We start from the raw sequence: 17,792 nt of genomic DNA on the forward strand, positions 1-17,792 counted from the left end.
TCCTGGAATAATTGTCTGCTCTGCCTTTTAATTGCAAAGCGATGGTCAAAAAGTCAATAGGTTATTCATTTTATTTACAAACTATAACAATTGGTTAAACTTATACTTTGACTGTATCTAAGTCGCCGCAAATAAACCCAAGATTTACGCAGGTGTCACACTCAAGATATGTTGTGGGTAGGGTGTTAGGGATTTGAGTCGTGATAAACCACAGATTTTTGGCATCCTACTCTCTCTACGAATGTGCCCGCAGAGTAGGTCAGGTCAATCGATTTTGGATTTTGGATTTTGGATTTTGGATTGACCCCGACCACAAGGGTACCTTGCTCGAGGATTTTGGATTTTGGATTTGTTAGGCACACAAGGGGCCTGCAAGGGACCGAAACAATCTAAAATCTAAAATCTAAAATCTAAAATTGGCTTGGTCAATCGCGCAGTTCACTAATTTCGCCAAATATTCTGATATATACAAAGCGAATCTCACCGAATGTCAAGCAAATTTGTGCTTTTGCGCTATTGTTCCCTATGGACAGTTTGATCCACAATCATCTGGCAGTAGTTTAAAACTATCAGTAAGTGGAACCCATGAAGTCTTGGCAGAATATGGTGTTAGAAAATCTCCTCCCTAGGAGGTTCGCAATTTTCAGATGGCTAATGACTTTCTTACTGGTCTTGAGTTTGACCAGTTGTGGAGAAAAAGCTGTCAGTCAGGATGTATCTGTTAGCTACAAAGAAACCCAACCACCAATTTCCCAGCAATTTTCGGAAGTGTCACCACCAGCTACAATCCAAGAATTGCGTCGAGCGTTGGAAGTTTATCAACCACAGGTAACTATAGTTACACCTCAAAAAGATGAGGTTTTGCAAGACCGTCAGGTGACAGTCAGCTTTCAGGTTAAGGACTTACCAATATTTCAGAACCCTGAATTTGAACTAGGTCCTCATCTACACGTAATTCTTGATAACGAACCATATATAGCCGTTTACGACCTGAATCAGCCCCTGGTTTTACCAGATTTGTCCCCAGGTACCCATACCCTACGAGTTTTTGCTTCCCGTCCTTGGCATGAAAGCTTTAAAAATGAAGGCGCTTATGCCCAAACAACATTTCACATTTTCACCAAAACCGACGACAATAATCCAGATCCCACCTTACCCCTGCTAACCTATAGCCGTCCTAAAGGTGATTACGGCGCTGAACCAATTTTACTAGACTTTTACCTCACTAACGCCCCACTACACATCGCGGCTGAAAATAACCCCAAAGACGAAATTAGTGATTGGCGCATCCGTACTACAATTAATGGTGAAAGCTTTGTATTTGATCGCTGGCAATCAGTTTATCTCAAAGGCTTTAAGCCAGGGAAAAACTGGATCAAGCTGGAATTTCTCGATAATCAGGGAAACCCTGTGAAAAATGTCTTTAACTCCACAGTTAGAGTCATAAACTATCAGCCGAACGGTAAAGACACACTCTCGCGCATTGTCAGAGGAGAACTCACCGCCGATGAGGTGCGAGGTATTGTAGATCCAAATTACATCGTCAAGATACCACCGACTGAACCCACGCCGGAACCTACCGCAACTCCTGAAGTAGAAAAAACACCAGAACCACAGATTAAAGAAGAAAAACAGCCAATTCCAGAGACTGAGATTCTAGAAGAACCTAAAACACAAACAATTGAACCAAAACAGCCAGAAGAACCAAAATTAGAACAGCCAACGGTGGTACCATCTCCTAGTGTGTCTCCCACACCGGAACCCACTGCGCCGACACCTGAAGCAACTGAGGAAAAAGAAGTTCCTCAGCCTCCTAGTGTGTCTCCCACACCAGAGATTATAGACACACCAGCGCCAGAAGTAATTACGCCCTCACCTGTAGTGACACCAGCACCGGAGGTTATTATACCAACACCGGAGGTAATTACACCGTCACCAGAAACGACACCAGCGCCGGAAGTTATTACACCAACACCTGTAGTGACACCAGCGCCGGAAGTTATTACGCCAACACCTGTAGTGACACCAGCGCCGGAAATTATCGAGACACCGGCGCCGGAAGTAATTACACCGTCACCAGAAACGACACCAGCGCCGGAAATTATCGAGACACCGGCGCCGGAAGTAATTACACCGTCACCAGAAACGACACCAGCACCAAAGCCAACGGTAAAACCAGAAGCTGAAGCAATGGAATTACCGAATGTTTAGCGATAAAGCGTAACTACGAGCGTTGAGATAAAGCCTCAACAAAAGCGATCGCAGCTAGAGGATTACCTATACTATCCAAGGCAGGACTATAGCAGGCGATCGCTCCCTGTTCTGGTATAATTACTAAAAGTCCACCACTAATGCCTGATTTCATCGGTAGACCAATTCTGGCAGCAAATTCACCGGAAGCTTCATATAGTCCACAAGTTAACATCACATTGTTGACAAGTTGACGATTTTGTGAATTTAACAATCCGGTTTCACAAGCGAGAATTTTTCCAAGTATTGCTAAATCTTTAACTCTGCCAGATATACAGCAGATTTGTTCGTAAGTATCAAGGGCTATTTGGAGATTGTCGAGATGTTGGGTTTGAGCCAGATAATTGGCGATCGCTTGATTGGCTGGTGAAGGATTAGCACGTACAGAAGCCAGCATCACCTCATCCAGCTTTAGCTGACAACCGGCTAATTGATTGAGCCATTGACAAAATAAAACAGTGCGATGATTGGCGTCTTTTCCTGGTAACTTATCAGCAAGGGTGATAGCGCCACTATTAATCATCGGGTTGCGGGGGTGTCCGCGATCGCTAATTAATTGCTCTAGGGAATTGAAAGGCGCTGATGATGGTTCAACCCCAACCCATTGTACAACATTTTCTGCTCCCAGGTGTTCTAGGAGATAGAGGAAGGAAAATGGCTTAATTACACTCATCAGCGGGAATAAGCAATTTGTATCCCCTTGACTGTAAGTTTGGCCATTTTTACAGCAGATATGAACCGCAAACCAATGAGGATCAGCCACAGCTAATAAGGGGATGCGGTTAATTACTTTTCCTTTATCAGCCTGGATTTTGGCTTGTTGTACCCAGACAGATAATTGAGTTTGGCTTAGTGTTTCCAGTCCTTTCACATGTTATACAATCTTGGGAGATTTTATCATTGTGGTGTCAATTTTATTTTTGCACCATTGAGGCACAAAGATACAAATAAAAATTGGCGTTGCTAATTAGAAATATGAATTAGTCTCACGCAAAGGCGCAAAGGCGCAAAGAGTAAGAGTTAAAGAAACTTAATTTTGGCATTTTATATTCAATATCAAAGTATAACTTATGATTCCCCGCGTCAGAGCGCCTGAACTACCACAAAATTATTCTTTGTTGAACACCGATAAACCATTTTCTTTGAAAGCACTCAAAGGTAGAGTTGTAATTTTAGATTTTTGGACGTACTGTTGTATCAACTGTCTGCATATTCTGCCAGATCTAAAATATTTAGAGCAGAAATATAAAGATAGTCTGACAGTCATTGGCGTCCATTCCGCCAAATTTGACAACGAAAAAGAAACCGAAAATATTCGTCAAGCTATCTTGCGTTATGACATCGAACACCCAGTTTTAGTAGACAGGGATTTTCGAGTTTGGCAAGAATATGCTGTACGTGCTTGGCCTACCTTAATGGTAATTGACCCTGAAGGTTATGTAATTGGCTATTTCTCCGGTGAAGGAAAACGTGATGTTTTAGATGAATTGATTGAAAAATTAATTCGCCAACACCAGGAAAAAGGCACGATTAATTTTCAAGAATTTAGTTTCAGCTTAGAAAAAGAGCGTCAACCATTAATTACGCCACTAGCTTTTCCGGGTAAAGTCTTGGCGACATCTGCGGGTTTGTTCATCGCTGATTCTGGACATCACCGCCTAATTATGAGTAGCTTTGAGGGAGAAGTCTTGTATTTAATTGGTACGGGAAAATCTGGTTTAACTGATGGTGGTTTTGGCGAAGCACAGTTTTTTGCACCCCAAGGAATGGCTTTTGATGCAGAAGATCAAATTCTCTATGTTGCTGATACAGAAAATCATGCTTTGCGGCGAGTTGACATCAAGCGTCAATTAGTAGAAACTATCGCGGGAACTGGTACGCAAAATCGGAATATCAGTCGTCATAGTGGCGCTGGTTTGAAAACCGCTTTGAATTCTCCTTGGGATTTGGTGAAAGTCGGAAATACCCTATTTATTGCGATGGCTGGATCTCATCAAATTTGGGTGATGTATTTACAAACAAACATGATTAAAAGCTATGCTGGTACTGGTGCAGAAGCTTGTATTGATGGTTCTTTAGATGAATCGGCTTTTGCTCAACCAAGTGGTATGACTACAGATGGTCAAGAGTTATATATTGCTGACAGTGAAGTTAGTTCAATTCGCGGTGTGGGACTGGTAAAACCATACCAAGTGCGTACAGTTTGCGGTAGTGGGGGTTTATTTAGCTTTGGCGATGTAGATGGACAAGGTGAAGATGTTCGTTTACAACATTGCTTAGGAATTGAATACGCCCAGAATTATTTGTGGGTAGCGGATACTTATAATCATAAAATTAAATTAGTCAGTCCTAGCACAGGTGATTGTCAAACAATTTTGGGGGATGGTGTCGCAGGTTTGCAAGATGGTGAAGCTAAGAAGACGCGCTTTTTTGAACCTTCGGGATTGAGTGTTATGGGTTCATATCTATATATTAGTGATACGAATAATCATGTTATTCGGCGTGTTGATTTAAATTCGTTTGCGGTGACGACGATGAATTTTGCTGGTTTGTGTGCGCCTGATGTTTGTATTCCGTAGGAGGATAATCTCACGCAAACGCGAGTGCGTCTGTCTTTGCTACGCAACGCTACCGCGAACGACACGCTACGCGTAAAGCCTGCGGCATAGCTTCGCTTACGCGTAGCGTCCCGCTCTTAACGCAGAGAAGGCGCAAACGCGAGTGCGTCTGTCTCCGACACGCTACGCTAAAGCAGAGAAGGCGCAAAGAGTAATTTATAGCGGTTATCGGTTGAGTCCAATACACTCGTAAGGGCACGGCAGTGCCGTGCCCCTACAGGCGATGATATAATTTTGTATTCCATCCAACTGAGAACGGCTATAGTAGGGTTATCATAAAATTAGTTATTTTTGATGTAGATGGTACATTTTTTGCGAAAATATTAGAAGCAGTGACAATCCCCAGTTTTTATATGAACACCATCCTACACATCACGCAACGCGAAGAATGGGAACAAGCAAAACGCTTAGGCACCTATCGCGGTGATACGCTGGACTCTGAAGGATTTATCCATTGTTCGACAGCTACACAAGTTATCTGGGTCGCAAATCGGTTTTTTGTCAATCAAAAGGATTTGGTAATGCTTTTCATTGACTCTGATAAAGTTAAACCGGAAATTCGCTATGAGGTGGCTGAGATAGGTGAGTTATTTCCCCATATTTATGGTGAGTTGAATATTGACGCTGTGTTTCAGGTGATTGATTTTGAATCTGGGGAAGATGGTTTTTTTGTGTTACCAGAAGAGGTGATAAATTTGGAGTGACGAACCGCAGATGCGCGGAGGAAGAAAGATGGAAGCTGACGGGTTTGATGTGGGTGAATATGTGGATCAAATGGCGTTGTTGCTGGATTTGCAGTTAAGGGATGAATATCGTGATGGGGTGGTGACAAATTTTGAGAGAATAAAGGCGATCGCTCTAGTGGTAAATTCTTTTCCTTTACCTGAAGAAGTGGAACCTGCACCTGTGCTTGAACCATGAATGATGCTGTATCAATAGCTGCTGCTGTGCGTGAAGGTACGGTTAGCGCGGTGGAGGTGACTGAAGCTGCGTTAGCGAAAATTGCAGCGCGGGATAATCAACTCAATTGTTTTACGGTTGTGATGGCGGATACGGTTTTGGCTGATGCTGTACGCATTGATAGGGAAATAGCTGCAGGTAATCATCCTGGTGTGCTTGCTGGTGTACCTTTTGCGGTGAAAAATTTGTTTGATATCGCTGGTATAATAACTCTGGCGGGGTCGAAAATTAATGCCGAAAATCCGCCAGCTAGTCAAGATGCAACTGCAGTTGCTAGGTTGAAGCAGGCGGGTGGGGTGTTGGTAGGCGCTTTAAATATGGATGAGTACGCCTATGGGTTTGTAACGGAAAATTTCCATTATGGTGCGACTCGCAACCCCCATGATTTACAGCGGGTCGCTGGTGGTTCTTCTGGTGGTTCCGCTGCGTCTGTTGCGGCTGGTTTGATACCGCTGACCCTGGGTTCTGATACTAACGGTTCGATTCGGGTTCCCGCTGCTTTGTGTGGCGTTTTGGGTTTGAAGCCGACTTACGGAAGATTATCCCGTGCTGGGGTGGCTTTATTTTCTAGCAGTTTTGACCACATCGGACCTTTTGCTCGTTCGGTAGCAGATATCGCTACCGTGTTTGATGTGCTACAAGGGGAAGATGAACGTGATCCGGTTTGTACTAAACGCCCCCCTGAACCGTGTTTACCGCAGATAAATCAAGATATTTCTGGTATAAGGATTGCCATTGCTGCTGATTATTTTGTCAAAGGTGCAGCGCCGGAAGCCTTGGCTGCAGTAGAAAAAGTGGCTCTGGCGTTGGATGTAACTGAGTATGTGACTATACCCGAAGCTAACCGAGCTAGGGCGGCGGCGTTTGTAATTACAGCTACTGAGGGCGCAAATCTGCATTTAGAAAAATTGCGATCGCGTCCCCAAGATTTCGACCCCGCTACACGCGATCGCTTTTTGGCTGGGGCGTTAATACCGAGTAGCTGGTATTTGCAAGCGCAACGCTTTAGAAAATGGTATCGCGATCGCGTCCGAGAAATCTTTCAAAATGTGGATGTAATTCTCGCCCCAACTACACCAATTTCTGCACCATTAATTGGTCAAGAAACTATGATTTTAGATGGGGAGGAAATTCTTGTCCGTCCCCATTTGGGGTTATTTACTCAACCATTATCTTTTATCGGCTTACCTGTTTTATCAGTACCAATTCAGCTTCCCAATTCTTTACCTTTAGGGGTTCAACTAATAGCAGCACCGTATAATGAAGCCTTAATTTTAAAAGTTGCATCTGTACTGGAATCTCAAGATATAATTTCATTAACTGTTGTATAGATTTCCTCTTAACTTTAATTCCATAAAGACCCAATTTGCTCGATATTTTTGTGGTATCTCTGTTTTTTGAACATACGGTGCGATATTTTGAAAGCCAAATCGACGATAAAGCGCTAGCGCTTCTTTCGCATACAGACCAGTATCTAATCGCAGATGAGCGTAACCTATTTGGGAAGCTTCATTAATAATAGCTTGTAATAAATATCGACCTATTCATTTTCTTCGCAACTCAGGCTTTACATACATTCTTTTAATTTCACCAATATCTTCGCCAATCTTTCGCAGACAAACACAACCTGCTATTTGTCCATCATATTGTCCTAGTAACAAGCGTCCTTCTGACGGCGCGAATTGGTCAATTTGACTCAGATATTGCTCAGAAAATGTATTAACATCTAAATTGATGCCAAATTCCTGACTGAATATCAACTTAGTCTCGTTACAATATTCCCAAAATATTTCCTGTACATGATTTTTGTGTTCATCAGTCTCGACTTGGATAATTTGCAGCATAAAAATGTGGTTCTTGCGTACTTAACGTGCTAAATTTTTAATTACAGTCGATAACTTTGTTTTAAAATCAAGGCTTACAGGCGCTTATAGCCAAAATTTTAATCATCAGACCTAAAAGGCAGTAAATAATGGCTGTCATCTTATCCCAGCAAGGAGTTCAAGCTTATTTTTCAACATATTTAGCACGCTAAGTACGCAAGAACCGCATCGGGTGATGATTCCCCATGACAACAGGGTAAACCAATCTCGATATTCTATCGCGTTTTTCTGCCATCCTAATCATGATACAGAAATTGCTTGTCTTGAAAGTTGTCAAAAAGAAAATCCACCTATGTATCCTCCTATTTTAGCGGGAGAATATCTTTTAAGTCGTTTACAAGCAACATATTAAATTCAATGAAAACCTATGACTGGATTGTGGTTGGTGGTGGCATTACAGGTGCTACACTTAGTTATGAACTAGTGCAGAAAGGCTTTAGGGTGTTGTTGTTAGAAAAAGACGCGACGCCAGATAATGCCACGCGCTATAGTTATGGTGGACTTGCTTATTGGTCGGGGACTACAGCCTTAACTCGCCAATTGTGTACAGAAGCGATCGCCCGTTATCAAATTTTAGCTCAAGAGTTAGACGCTGATATTGAATTTCGCGAATTAGACTTATTACTCACTATATCCGCTGATAGTAATCCCGAAAATACTGCTGCATCCTACATCCATTGTGCCATTCCACCCCGCCTAATCAGTGTACAACAAGCTTGTGAGTTAGAGCCGCTATTAAATCAGGATGCGATCGCAGGTGCTTTAATTGTAAAACACGGTCATATCCACCCACAAAAAACAGCACAAGCTTATATTCAAGCTTTTTTACGTGCTGGTGGTGAAATGCATATCACCAAAGCATTAGAATTAACTCCCCTCCTCGCTTCCGGGGTGGGGTTTAGCGCTATAAATACAACTACCCAAACCTATCAAAGTGCTAACATTGTCATCTGTGCCGGTGGACTCAGCCGACAATTATTAAAATCAGCGGGTATTCCTATCAATTTATATTTTACCCACGCAGAAATTATTGAAACTCCATCCGTTGATTTGCGGTTACACACTTTAGTTACATCAGCCAATTTGCAAAGGTTTCAACTAGAATCTAAATCAACTCAAGTTGATAAGTTATGGGATGAAATCGGTAATGAAATCATACCACCAATTTTAGATGCCGGTGCGATTCAGTTTCAAAATGGTAGTTTGCGCTTAGGTCAAATTAGCCGCGCTCTGACCGACCCAAATGCTGAAATTAATCCCAATCAAAGTGAAGCTTGGTTGCGTCAAAGTGTGGGGAAATTTTTACCAGCTTTGGCAAATTTACCAGGAAATTGGCATCATTGTTTAGTGGCGTTTAGTAGTGACAACCTCCCTTTAATTGGTGCTATTCCCGGATTTGATGGTATTCATGTTTTCTCTGGATTTAGCAATCCTTTAGTTATTATACCACCCTTAGCACAACGCTTTGCTAACTTTGCAACTGGCAAGGAAGATCCAATTATTTCTCAGCTATCTCCATCTCGGTTTAAATAATCTTTTAACAAGTAAAAAAATGTTGGTAACAGATTGATATATTTGTAGGGGCGCAAGGCCTTGCGCCCCCTCCCCACGTGCGCTTAGGGGTTCCGAGGATTAATTTCGACTGTTATTGAATGTGATTTCTTCTACGTTAATATCAATTGTATCTCCAGAAATTAGCTCTGCTGCTTCTTGCAAAAGTTCATCTTGTTCCTTTTGAATCACCTTTAAGCGATGGGAAATTTCTGCTAATCTTTGCTGTTTACCTTGATAAATTGTCGGTGAGATTATAGATATTAAATTTTTGTCATTATCAGATTGTTTAGCAAAATTAATTTTTTGAACAGCAAATCTTCCCAGATTGGTCAAAATAACCGTCATTAAAGCCTGCAGTAATTTTAAGGGAAATTTAAGTATTGACCAACTAGCGGTTTCAATTAAACGTATAATCGCTTTAATGATGCTCCAAACTAGAGCAAGCATAAAAAGCAAAATTACACAACTGATAATTGGGTGATTAGCTGCCCAACCTAGGATTTGAAATAGCTTTAAAAATATTGGGTGTTGTGTCAGCCAATCATTTATCGAAGAAGCGAGCGCTGTTTTAACGGCTACAGATGTGGTATTTTTGACTTGCTCTGCTGTTTGCAAACCTTGTTCTAACGAGCCTTTAGCTTGCTCAAGGGTTGTTGTGGCTGTATCAATTACCCTATCGGTAGCTTGAGTAGCTGTTTCCTTTAAAGACTCACCAACTTGCTGTGCTGAGTTGGTCAGAGAATGAACCCTTTCGTTAACAAAGCCTTTGACTTTTTGAAAGTGTTGAAGAACTCCTTCAGACAAATGTAAATCTATTTGAGGTGTCATATAACATTTCACCGATGCTGAAATCTAACCCGCAATCCATCTTTAGGGTGATTGGTGGGAATTTGCACTGGATCTAAACTTTGATTCGGCAATATTTCCCAATCATAGCTGCATAAAAGATGGGCTGCAACAATTTTCATTTCCATTTTCGCAAAAGCGATCCCAATACACACCCGTAGTCCTCCACCAAAGCCAATTATACCAATTCAAACAATCTTTGCAACACATCAATAATCTGTAGGGGCGCAAGGCCTTGCGCCCCTACCCTATCTGTCCCATTCTTTTGTTTAATTGCTATTACTCCCTTCCCGCTAGAAGATTACCGTTCGCGGAGCGTCCCGTAGGGAAATAATTTTTAGCTCACGCAAAGGCGCATTCGCGGAGCGTCTCGCAGAGAAGGCGCAAAGGCGCATTCGCGGAGCGTCTGTCTTCAACACGCTACGCGAACGCAGAGAAGATCTTCAACCCACGGAGGTGGGTTTTGTCTGTGTAGCCGCGATTTCTAATCGCCAGGGCTTTTCAAACATCCTCTTAGACCGGGAAGGGAGTAAATAAAATTAAGTATTAAGCAACACGATGACCTTGGCAGATAGTTGTATTTAATCGGGGTACGATACCATCATCATGAATAGTGATCAAATCCGCTCTTTTTCCTACCTCTAGACTACCGCGATCTGGGAAAATATCAATGGCTTTTGCTGGATTACTCGTAGCTAATTGCATAGCTTCGTAAATAGGCTTGCCAGTTTTATTGGCTATGATAAAGATTGATTGTAATAGACTTTGAGGAACATAATCAGAAGAAATCACGTCCACTAAATTGTGCAATACAAGCTCCATCGCCGAAACATTACCAGAGTGAGAACCCCCAAGGACTAAATTAGGCGCACCCATCAAAACTTGTAATCCGCAGTTGTGCGCGGCTTTTGCAGCTTCTAAGGTGGTGGGAAACTCAGATAGCACTACGCCATCTTGTACCGCTTCCTGAACATGTTCCAGTGTAGCATCATCATGACTTGCTAAGGAAATACCTTTGGCTTTGCTGAGTTCTACTAGATCTCTACGGTTTTTCTGTGCATATATTTCTTGTTGTTGCTGACGAGTCAGGATAAATTCTGCCATTTGTTCGGAAGTAACACCGTGTTTGCCCATGTAATATTCTTTAAACTTATCTAAGCGGACAAACTGTCGTTGACCGGGGGTATGATCCATCAACGAAATCATTGATAATAGTGGATGATCGGCATATTGTGTAGTAATCTCAAAAACTTTTTCATATGCCAATTCACAGCGTAGATGAATGCGATGTTCCACACAAAAGCTACCGGCGGCTTGTCTTTGAGAAATGATATCAATCATCGACCCAAACTTAGTTAAACGAGGGGAGCCGGTCGCCACATCCCCAATGGCGATCGCATCACATACTGTTGTTACTCCCGCACTAGCGAAATCTCGATCATGATAAACTGCTGCAGCATCTATTGGCCAGTTAATACCTGGACGAGGAGACATACAGCGTTCTAGATTGTCGGTGTGTAACTCAATCAACCCTGGTAAAAGATAATCTCCCTCACCATTTTGACCATGACTCACAACCCCTGGTTGAATATCAGCAATCAATCCATCTCTTACTACTAAAGTTCCCAGCAGTTCTTGATCTGGGAGTTGGAGACGATAGTTAGTGTAAATCTGCTCATTCATGGCTCAATTATCCTTCCCAAAGATTAATTCCCGGTTACAAAGCTGCGTAGACGCAGAGCTATTTGTCGTTAGACCTCTTAATTCTTCATCATGAAAAATACCAATTAAGGCACAGCCTTGAGCTTTTCGCTCTTGTAACAGTTCAATTACTACTTGGCGATTGGTAGCATCTAACGCTGAAGTTGGTTCATCCAGTAGCAAAATTGGATAATCAACTACTAAAGCACGAGTAATATTTACCCGTTGCTTTTCGCCTCCAGAAAATGTAGTGGGGGAAATATTCCACAGTCTTTCTGGGAGGTTGAGGCGACAAAATAATTCTTTAACTTTTTGATATGCAACATCTATATTTACTCCTAATTCTAAAAGTGGTTCTGCAGCTACCTCCAACGCTGGAACTCTGGGAATTACTCGTAAAAACTGGCTGACATATCCAATTGTTTTCTGCCGAATTGTTAAAATTTCGTGGGGAGCAAGTTGACACAAATCAACCCAATTTTGCTGATGCTTTATCCAGATGGAACCACTATCAACCCGATAATTAGCATATAAACAGCGCATAAATGTAGATTTTCCACTTCCCGATGCTCCAGCAAGGGCGACACATTCTCCTGCATTAATGCTCAAAGATACGCCTTTTAGTACCGGTAAACAAATTCCTCCTTGCTGATGTAAAGTAAAGCTTTTTCGCAAATTTTCAACTTGTAAAACTGCTTGGCTAGCAAAATTTACTTGTCGATGATTAACAGGTAATGATTGCATTAAACATCTCCAGGGATTGGGGATTGGGGATTGGGAGTAGTGACAAAGAGTAATGAGTAATGAGTAATGAGTAATGAGTAATGAGTAATGAGTAATGAGTAATGAGTGATGAGTAATGAGTGATGAGTGATGAGTAATGAGTAATGAGTGATGAGTAATGAGTGATGAGTGATGAGTGATGAGTAATGAGTAATGAGTAATGAGTAATGAGTAATGAGTAATGAGTAATGAGTAATGAGTAATGAGTAATGAGTAATGAGTAATGAGTAATGAGTAATGAGTAATGAGTAATGAGTAATGAGTAATGAGTAATGAGTAATGAGTAATGAGTAATGAGTAATGAGTAATGACAAATGACAAATGACAAATGACAAACGACAAACGACAAATGACAAATTCAAGGTGTTAAAGTGGCGCTAACTAGTAATTGAGTGTAAGGATGTTGTGGATCATCAAGCACTTGGTCAGTCAAACCTGATTCCACCACCTGTCCTTGTTGCATAACTAGTAATCTGTGAGCCAGAAGCCTGACTACGCCGATATCGTGGGTGACTATAATGACGCTGAGTTGAAAATTTCGGACAAGCGATCGCAACAAATCTAATAACCGTGCTTGTACCGAGACATCTAACCCCCCCGTCGGTTCATCCATTAATATCAAGCGAGGACGTGTCACCAACACACGAGCCAGTTGTAATCTTTGTTGCATCCCTCCCGAAAAGTGAATTGGCAAATCATCTATCCGCCCTGGGTCAATTTCCACTTGTTGTAGCCAGTGGGCTGCTTCATCCCGAATTTTACCGTAATGCCGTACTCCTATATCTAGTAGGCGTTCGCCAATATTGGCGCCAGCACTGACCCTCATTCGCAAACCATCACGGGGATTTTGCTGAACAAAACCCCACTCTGTTCGCATCAATAAACGCCGTTTAGCTTCCGCAAGCTGGCAAATATCTAAGTAATCTCCACTACTACTAGCATAAATAATATTACCCTGGTCAAGAGAAATTTGATTGGCGATCGCACTCAGCAAAGTAGACTTACCTGAACCTGATTCGCCAACAATACCGAGAACTTGTCCAGGATAGAGATCAAAAGAAATGCGATCGCACGCTTTAATTGCGCCGTAGGATTTACTCAGTTCGTGAACCTGTAAAAGAGGTTTAGTCATTAGTTATTAGTGATTTGTCATTGGTCATTGGTCATTTGTCATTTGTCATTTGTCATTTGTCATTTGTCATTGGTCATTTGTTATTTGTCATTGGTAGGTAACTCCTAACTCCTAACTCCTAACTCCTAACTCCTAACTCCTAACTCATTACTCATTACTCATTACTCATTACTCATTACTCATTACTCATTGGTCATTTGTCATTTGTCATTTGTCATTGGTCATTGGTCAACCGTCAACAGTCATTGGATTTTTGCCTTGCCGTCGATTACAGTAGTCTGTATCTGAGCAGATCCACATTCGTCCACCTTGGTCGTCAATGACTACTTCATCTAGATAGCTTTCTGTGGAACCGCATAACTCACAGACTTGATCCCATCGCTCGATAGTAAAGGGATGGTCTTCAAAGTCGAGGCTTTTAACTTTGGTGTAGGGTGGAATTGCATATATGCGTTTTTCTCTCCCTGCGCCAAATAATTGCAGTGCGGGACTCATCTCCATTTTGGGATTATCAAAGCGTGGGATCGGACTAGGACTCATCAGATAGTGGTTATGCACAATTACCGGGTAGTCGTAGGATGTAGCAATGTATCCATGTCTGGTGATGTCTTCGTAAAGCTTGACATACATAGACCCGTATTCTTCTAAGGCGTGCATTTTGCTGGTTTCAACAGATGAAGGTTCTAGCCATCGCAAAGGTTCGGGGATCGGTACTTGATAAACTAAAATCTGTCCATCCTGTAGTGGTGTTTCGGGTATGCGATGACGAGTCTGAATTAAAGTTGCTGCTGATGTCTGTTCTGTGGTTTCTACACCACAAACTTTTTGGAAAAAGCGGCGAATATTTACGGCGTTGGTGGTATCATCTGCTCCTTGATCAATTACTTTCAATACATCAGTTTGACCAATGACAGCAGCTGTTACCTGAATTCCACCAGTACCCCAGCCGTAAGACATGGGCATTTCTCTGGAAGAAAAGGGAATTTGATGTCCGGGAATAGCAACGGCTTTCAGCAGAGCGCGACGAATTGATCGCTTTGTTTGCTCGTCTAAGTAAGCAAAATTAAAGCCTGTTTCTGGGGATGGGGAATTGGGAGAAATATTCATTTTCCAAGGGATATTAAACAGGCTGTTATAGATGGAATGAAATGGTTTAAATCGGGTGTTTGCAGATTTGTGATTTTTGCTTGGTCGTCATAAATCCTTAACTGCACAGCATCTTGGGCATAGGGTTGGTGAATAAATGTATCTGCTTGTTCAGGCGAAAATCTTCCTCCTTGCAGTTCTAAGCTGCGTTTAGATGGATTTGAGAGACTATTCCAATATTCAGGATCAACTGAGCAAAGATAGCGTTTGGCGGCGACATGAAATTTAATTGGTTCTGTGACTGCTGGACTAAACATTTTACTTAGTAAGGAAATAGCTCGATATTCATGTTGATCGTCTATACCTTTGGTGGCTGGATTATCTCCCAAATTATGAATTAAATGCCCTAAGTCATGAAGTAGACAAGCAGTAATTAATTCATTTGTTTGACCTGATGCTTCGGCGAGGCTAGCGCATTGTAAGGCGTGTTCTAGCTGACTAACAGCTTCGTCGCCATACAATTGATGACCTTTTTCGGCAAATAGATTAATAATGTTTTCGATAGTAGGTTTCATGTGATTTCGTGTGATATAGCAACCGCCAAAGTGCTTAGGACATTAACTGATGATAAAACCTAGACATAATCAGACTTGTAACCCAGTCCCCAGTCCCCTGCTATATCGAGCAACTTCTTGTCCGGCTATATAAACAGATGCGATGGACGATGGTAGAGGATGAGCAGAACAGATTAAGAGAAAATCAGCGTCTAAACCAGGAGCAATTTTACCTTTGCGATCGCTAATTCCCACCGCTTCTGCAGGTCGTTGGGAAACTAATGACCATGCTTGTTCAAAAGACATTAAGCCTAATTCTTCAAGCTTGAAGGGGGCATAAAATAAGGAAGGATAATGATAATCTGAGCAAAGACAATCGAGGACCTTATGTTTAATCGCTTCAGCTACACTCATCAAGCCCAGGTGAGAGCCACCACGAACTAAATTAGGGGCACCCATGAGGACTGCTGCTCCATATTCACGAGACTGGGCGGCTAAGGTAATATCAGCGGGAAATTCGGCGATCGCTACTCGGCGTTGTTGACTCAGCGCCACTTTTTCTGGGGTGTCATCATCATGAGAAGCCAGGGGAATATTTTTGCTATGAGCTAAATCCACCAATTCTGCTATTTGCGCGTATCCTTCCTGTCGCCGTTCTGCTACTTGGTTGAGTAATGCTTCAATTTCTAGCACCGACATGGATGATCTTTGTCTCACACTGTTGAGATATCGGCTCAATCTCTTTTCATTTCCTGGGGGTGGTAAATGGTCGTTGACTGACAAAATATGCACCCGATCAGATGTTAGCCAATCACACAACTCTTGATGTCCTGCGGTATTTGCTTCTTCATGTCTAATATGAATCCTGTGATTGCAATTTAAAATTTGTTTTCCTACCCCCAAGATAAAGTCAATTAATTCCCTGGCTGAATCTCGGCTGCGTAAACCTGGTTCATAGGAATCTGTAATTGAGCAGTAAAAAGTTGTGATTCCAGATGCTAAAAGATGACGATCATTGTCAGCCATCGCCATTGCTAGAGGAAAGTTAATTCCAGGACGAGGATAAATCATCCTTTCAAAAGCATCACCGTGGAGGTCGATCATTCCTGGCAACATCTGTAGTCCTTGAGCATTTACTAGATGAAATCCCTCTGGACTAATTGCCTGATCAATGCTAGTAAATTGCCCATCTTCTATGCAGACTGTGGCATCTTTTAGCCAACCATTTGGAGTTAGTACATTTACTCCTTGAATTGCGATTTTTCTTTTCGTCATTGTTGACAATAATGGCATAGCTTGTGTTTTTATTTTCCTTCCTATTCCCCATTCCCTGCTTTGCGGATTTTTCGCACCAGATTTAACTCTGCTTGGAAGTCTATGTAATGTGGGAGTTTGAGATGTTGGACAAAACCTTGTGCTTCCACGTTATCGGAGTGGGAAACTACAAATTCGACACTTTGGGCTGGGCCTTGAACTGTTTCTCCTAATTCCTCAGACCGCATTGCTCTATCTACCAACGCCATCGACATAGTTTTACGTTCGTTGTAACCAAAGGTGAGTCCATAGCCACGGGTAAACTGGGCGGGTAATTCTTGACTACCTTGAAACTGGTTGACCATTTGCACTTCGGTAACGGTAATATCGGCGATCGCCACTTCAAATCCCAATTCTTCTGGACAAATTATTACCTCTACTTCCCCCATGCGAATTTCTCCCGCAAACGGATGGTTTCTGCCGTAGCCTCGTTGTGTAGAATATGCCAAAGATAGCAAAAAACCCTCATCTGCACGCGCTAGATTTTGCAGTCTCGCATCCCGTTCTGCTGGAAAGGTTAACGGTTGGCGAGTCAGGTCAAATGGTTGAGGTGAAGAATCATCATTGTTTGCTTGGTTTGTGTCTCTGCTTCCCTGTTCTAGTTCTGCTTGGATCAAGCCTTCACGATCTAGAGTGTCAATTACGCGAGGAACTGGTTCTGTAAATGCTTCTGCTTCTGGTGCTGTGGGAACTTGTCCTTCTGCTATTAGCTTAAAGTCTAGTAGACGGTGGATGTAGTCAAAAGTAGGGCCTAACTTCTGTCCTCCCGGAACATCTTTAAAAATGGCAGAAATTCGCCGCTGAATCTGCATTTTGCTGGTGTCTAACGGTAGGCTGTAGTAAAAGCGGGGTAATGTTGTGCGATAGGCTCGGACTAAGAAAATTGCTTCTACTAAATCACCCCAAGATTGTTTAATCGCTAAAGCGGCTAACTGTCGGTCATATAAGCTCCCCTCCGACATCACCCGTTCTACAGCTAGGGTAAGCTGTTGTTCAATTTGGTCTAGGGTCAATTCGGGAATAGCAGGATCACCTCTACGTTTGCTTTGTAATAGTGCTTCTGCATTTTGAATTGCCTGTTCACCGCCTTTAACTGCAACGTATGGCATAT

Annotated in this window: 19 protein-coding genes and 1 pseudogene; 8 read left to right on the plus strand and 12 right to left on the minus strand. The window is 42.2% G+C overall.

The window, feature by feature from the left end; genetic code table 11:
• The first annotated feature begins 416 nt into the window (after positions 1-416).
• Both HEQ19_26465 and HEQ19_26470 read left to right on the plus strand, forming a co-directional pair.
• Positions 417-629 (plus strand): hypothetical protein, encoded by a 213-nt coding sequence (locus HEQ19_26465; GenBank protein WYM02491.1) that lies wholly within the window; start codon positions 417-419, stop codon positions 627-629.
• The gene (locus HEQ19_26470; protein ID WYM02492.2) at positions 586-2,211 is read left to right on the plus strand and encodes a hypothetical protein; all 1,626 of its coding nucleotides are present in this window, start codon (positions 586-588) and stop codon (positions 2,209-2,211) included. Before HEQ19_26465 ends, HEQ19_26470 begins: the two co-directional genes overlap by 44 nt.
• A gap of 13 nt (positions 2,212-2,224) precedes the next feature.
• Here HEQ19_26470 and HEQ19_26475 read toward each other — a convergent pair whose 3' ends face one another.
• Complete coding sequence (locus HEQ19_26475; protein WYM02493.1) at positions 2,225-3,121, minus strand: glutaminase; 897 nt, start codon at positions 3,119-3,121, stop codon at positions 2,225-2,227.
• 199 nt (positions 3,122-3,320) lie between these two features.
• On the opposite strand from HEQ19_26475, the gene HEQ19_26480 reads away from it, so the two are divergent.
• The 4 genes from HEQ19_26480 (at position 3,321) to HEQ19_26495 (ending at position 7,159) form a co-directional block, all read left to right on the plus strand.
• A complete protein-coding gene (locus tag HEQ19_26480; protein WYM02494.1) occupies positions 3,321-4,829 on the plus strand; it encodes a thioredoxin-like domain-containing protein in 1,509 nt (502 codons plus the stop codon).
• A gap of 392 nt (positions 4,830-5,221) precedes the next feature.
• On the plus strand, positions 5,222-5,572 hold the full coding sequence (locus tag HEQ19_26485) for a DUF952 domain-containing protein (GenBank protein ID WYM02495.1): 351 nt from the start codon (positions 5,222-5,224) through the stop codon (positions 5,570-5,572).
• A 28-nt stretch (positions 5,573-5,600) separates the two neighbouring features.
• Positions 5,601-5,789 carry a DUF4089 domain-containing protein gene (locus tag HEQ19_26490; protein WYM03641.1) on the plus strand — a complete coding sequence of 63 codons (189 nt, stop codon included), beginning with the start codon at positions 5,601-5,603 and terminating at the stop codon, positions 5,787-5,789.
• Positions 5,786-7,159, plus strand: a complete 1,374-nt coding sequence (locus HEQ19_26495) for an AtzE family amidohydrolase (GenBank protein WYM02496.1) — start codon at positions 5,786-5,788, stop codon at positions 7,157-7,159. Before HEQ19_26490 ends, HEQ19_26495 begins: the two co-directional genes overlap by 4 nt.
• Positions 7,160-7,372: 213 nt before the next feature.
• Here the strand turns inward: HEQ19_26495 and HEQ19_31390 are convergent, their stop codons facing one another.
• Positions 7,373-7,672 carry a GNAT family N-acetyltransferase gene (locus tag HEQ19_31390; GenBank protein ID WZI67030.1) on the minus strand — a complete coding sequence of 100 codons (300 nt, stop codon included), beginning with the start codon at positions 7,670-7,672 and terminating at the stop codon, positions 7,373-7,375.
• A 190-nt stretch (positions 7,673-7,862) separates the two neighbouring features.
• On the opposite strand from HEQ19_31390, the pseudogene HEQ19_26505 reads away from it, so the two are divergent.
• Together HEQ19_26505 and HEQ19_26510 are read left to right on the plus strand one after the other, a co-directional pair.
• Positions 7,863-8,063, plus strand: a pseudogene (locus HEQ19_26505) (isopenicillin N synthase family oxygenase).
• A 5-nt stretch (positions 8,064-8,068) separates the two neighbouring features.
• Positions 8,069-9,244 (plus strand): FAD-binding oxidoreductase, encoded by a 1,176-nt coding sequence (locus tag HEQ19_26510; GenBank protein WYM02497.1) that lies wholly within the window; start codon positions 8,069-8,071, stop codon positions 9,242-9,244.
• A gap of 99 nt (positions 9,245-9,343) precedes the next feature.
• Here the strand turns inward: HEQ19_26510 and HEQ19_26515 are convergent, their stop codons facing one another.
• From HEQ19_26515 to HEQ19_26560, 10 genes are all read right to left on the minus strand, one after another.
• Complete coding sequence (locus HEQ19_26515) at positions 9,344-10,093, minus strand: hypothetical protein (protein WYM02498.1); 750 nt, start codon at positions 10,091-10,093, stop codon at positions 9,344-9,346.
• 8 nt (positions 10,094-10,101) lie between these two features.
• On the minus strand, positions 10,102-10,266 hold the full coding sequence (locus tag HEQ19_26520; GenBank protein WZI67031.1) for a cytochrome P450: 165 nt from the start codon (positions 10,264-10,266) through the stop codon (positions 10,102-10,104).
• Between the two features lie 391 nt (positions 10,267-10,657).
• Positions 10,658-11,794, minus strand: a complete 1,137-nt coding sequence (phnM, locus tag HEQ19_26525) for a phosphonate metabolism protein PhnM (GenBank protein ID WYM02499.1) — start codon at positions 11,792-11,794, stop codon at positions 10,658-10,660.
• Between the two features lie 3 nt (positions 11,795-11,797).
• Positions 11,798-12,556, minus strand: a complete 759-nt coding sequence (phnL, locus tag HEQ19_26530; protein WYM02500.1) for a phosphonate C-P lyase system protein PhnL — start codon at positions 12,554-12,556, stop codon at positions 11,798-11,800.
• Positions 12,556-12,951, minus strand: a complete 396-nt coding sequence (locus tag HEQ19_26535) for a hypothetical protein (protein ID WYM03642.2) — start codon at positions 12,949-12,951, stop codon at positions 12,556-12,558. Before HEQ19_26535 ends, phnL begins: the two co-directional genes overlap by 1 nt.
• A gap of 2 nt (positions 12,952-12,953) precedes the next feature.
• Positions 12,954-13,727, minus strand: coding sequence for a phosphonate C-P lyase system protein PhnK (phnK, locus tag HEQ19_26540; GenBank protein ID WYM02501.1), 774 nt, complete (start codon positions 13,725-13,727; stop codon positions 12,954-12,956).
• A gap of 228 nt (positions 13,728-13,955) precedes the next feature.
• Positions 13,956-14,834 (minus strand): alpha-D-ribose 1-methylphosphonate 5-phosphate C-P-lyase PhnJ, encoded by an 879-nt coding sequence (locus HEQ19_26545; protein ID WYM02502.1) that lies wholly within the window; start codon positions 14,832-14,834, stop codon positions 13,956-13,958.
• Positions 14,831-15,388: a phosphonate degradation HD-domain oxygenase gene (locus HEQ19_26550; GenBank protein ID WYM02503.1), complete on the minus strand. Its 558-nt coding sequence runs from the start codon at positions 15,386-15,388 to the stop codon at positions 14,831-14,833. Before HEQ19_26550 ends, HEQ19_26545 begins: the two co-directional genes overlap by 4 nt.
• Positions 15,389-15,457: 69 nt before the next feature.
• Positions 15,458-16,660: an alpha-D-ribose 1-methylphosphonate 5-triphosphate diphosphatase gene (locus HEQ19_26555; GenBank protein ID WYM02504.1), complete on the minus strand. Its 1,203-nt coding sequence runs from the start codon at positions 16,658-16,660 to the stop codon at positions 15,458-15,460.
• A 23-nt stretch (positions 16,661-16,683) separates the two neighbouring features.
• On the minus strand, positions 16,684-17,790 hold the full coding sequence (locus HEQ19_26560; protein WYM02505.1) for a carbon-phosphorus lyase complex subunit PhnI: 1,107 nt from the start codon (positions 17,788-17,790) through the stop codon (positions 16,684-16,686).
• Positions 17,791-17,792 lie beyond the last annotated feature (2 nt).

The sequence above is a fragment of the Gloeotrichia echinulata CP02 genome (assembly GCA_038087035.1).
Classification (GTDB): domain Bacteria; phylum Cyanobacteriota; class Cyanobacteriia; order Cyanobacteriales; family Nostocaceae; genus Gloeotrichia; species Gloeotrichia echinulata.

What these genes read in the sequence shown, in the direction of transcription:
- HEQ19_26555 (WYM02504.1), bottom strand. Translation starts at nt 16,660, where the DNA reads ATGCCATTATTGTCAACAATGACGAAAAGAAAAATCGCAATTCAAGGA.
- HEQ19_26515 (WYM02498.1), bottom strand. Translation starts at nt 10,093, where the DNA reads ATGACACCTCAAATAGATTTACATTTGTCTGAAGGAGTTCTTCAACAC.
- HEQ19_26485 (WYM02495.1), top strand. Translation starts at nt 5,222, where the DNA reads ATGAACACCATCCTACACATCACGCAACGCGAAGAATGGGAACAAGCA.
- HEQ19_26495 (WYM02496.1), top strand. Translation starts at nt 5,786, where the DNA reads ATGAATGATGCTGTATCAATAGCTGCTGCTGTGCGTGAAGGTACGGTT.
- HEQ19_26510 (WYM02497.1), top strand. Translation starts at nt 8,069, where the DNA reads ATGAAAACCTATGACTGGATTGTGGTTGGTGGTGGCATTACAGGTGCT.
- phnM (WYM02499.1), bottom strand. Translation starts at nt 11,794, where the DNA reads ATGAATGAGCAGATTTACACTAACTATCGTCTCCAACTCCCAGATCAA.
- phnK (WYM02501.1), bottom strand. Translation starts at nt 13,727, where the DNA reads ATGACTAAACCTCTTTTACAGGTTCACGAACTGAGTAAATCCTACGGC.
- HEQ19_31390 (WZI67030.1), bottom strand. Translation starts at nt 7,672, where the DNA reads ATGCTGCAAATTATCCAAGTCGAGACTGATGAACACAAAAATCATGTA.
- HEQ19_26470 (WYM02492.2), top strand. Translation starts at nt 586, where the DNA reads ATGAAGTCTTGGCAGAATATGGTGTTAGAAAATCTCCTCCCTAGGAGG.
- HEQ19_26550 (WYM02503.1), bottom strand. Translation starts at nt 15,388, where the DNA reads ATGAAACCTACTATCGAAAACATTATTAATCTATTTGCCGAAAAAGGT.
- HEQ19_26480 (WYM02494.1), top strand. Translation starts at nt 3,321, where the DNA reads ATGATTCCCCGCGTCAGAGCGCCTGAACTACCACAAAATTATTCTTTG.
- HEQ19_26545 (WYM02502.1), bottom strand. Translation starts at nt 14,834, where the DNA reads ATGAATATTTCTCCCAATTCCCCATCCCCAGAAACAGGCTTTAATTTT.
- HEQ19_26560 (WYM02505.1), bottom strand. Translation starts at nt 17,790, where the DNA reads ATGCCATACGTTGCAGTTAAAGGCGGTGAACAGGCAATTCAAAATGCA.
- phnL (WYM02500.1), bottom strand. Translation starts at nt 12,556, where the DNA reads ATGCAATCATTACCTGTTAATCATCGACAAGTAAATTTTGCTAGCCAA.
- HEQ19_26490 (WYM03641.1), top strand. Translation starts at nt 5,601, where the DNA reads ATGGAAGCTGACGGGTTTGATGTGGGTGAATATGTGGATCAAATGGCG.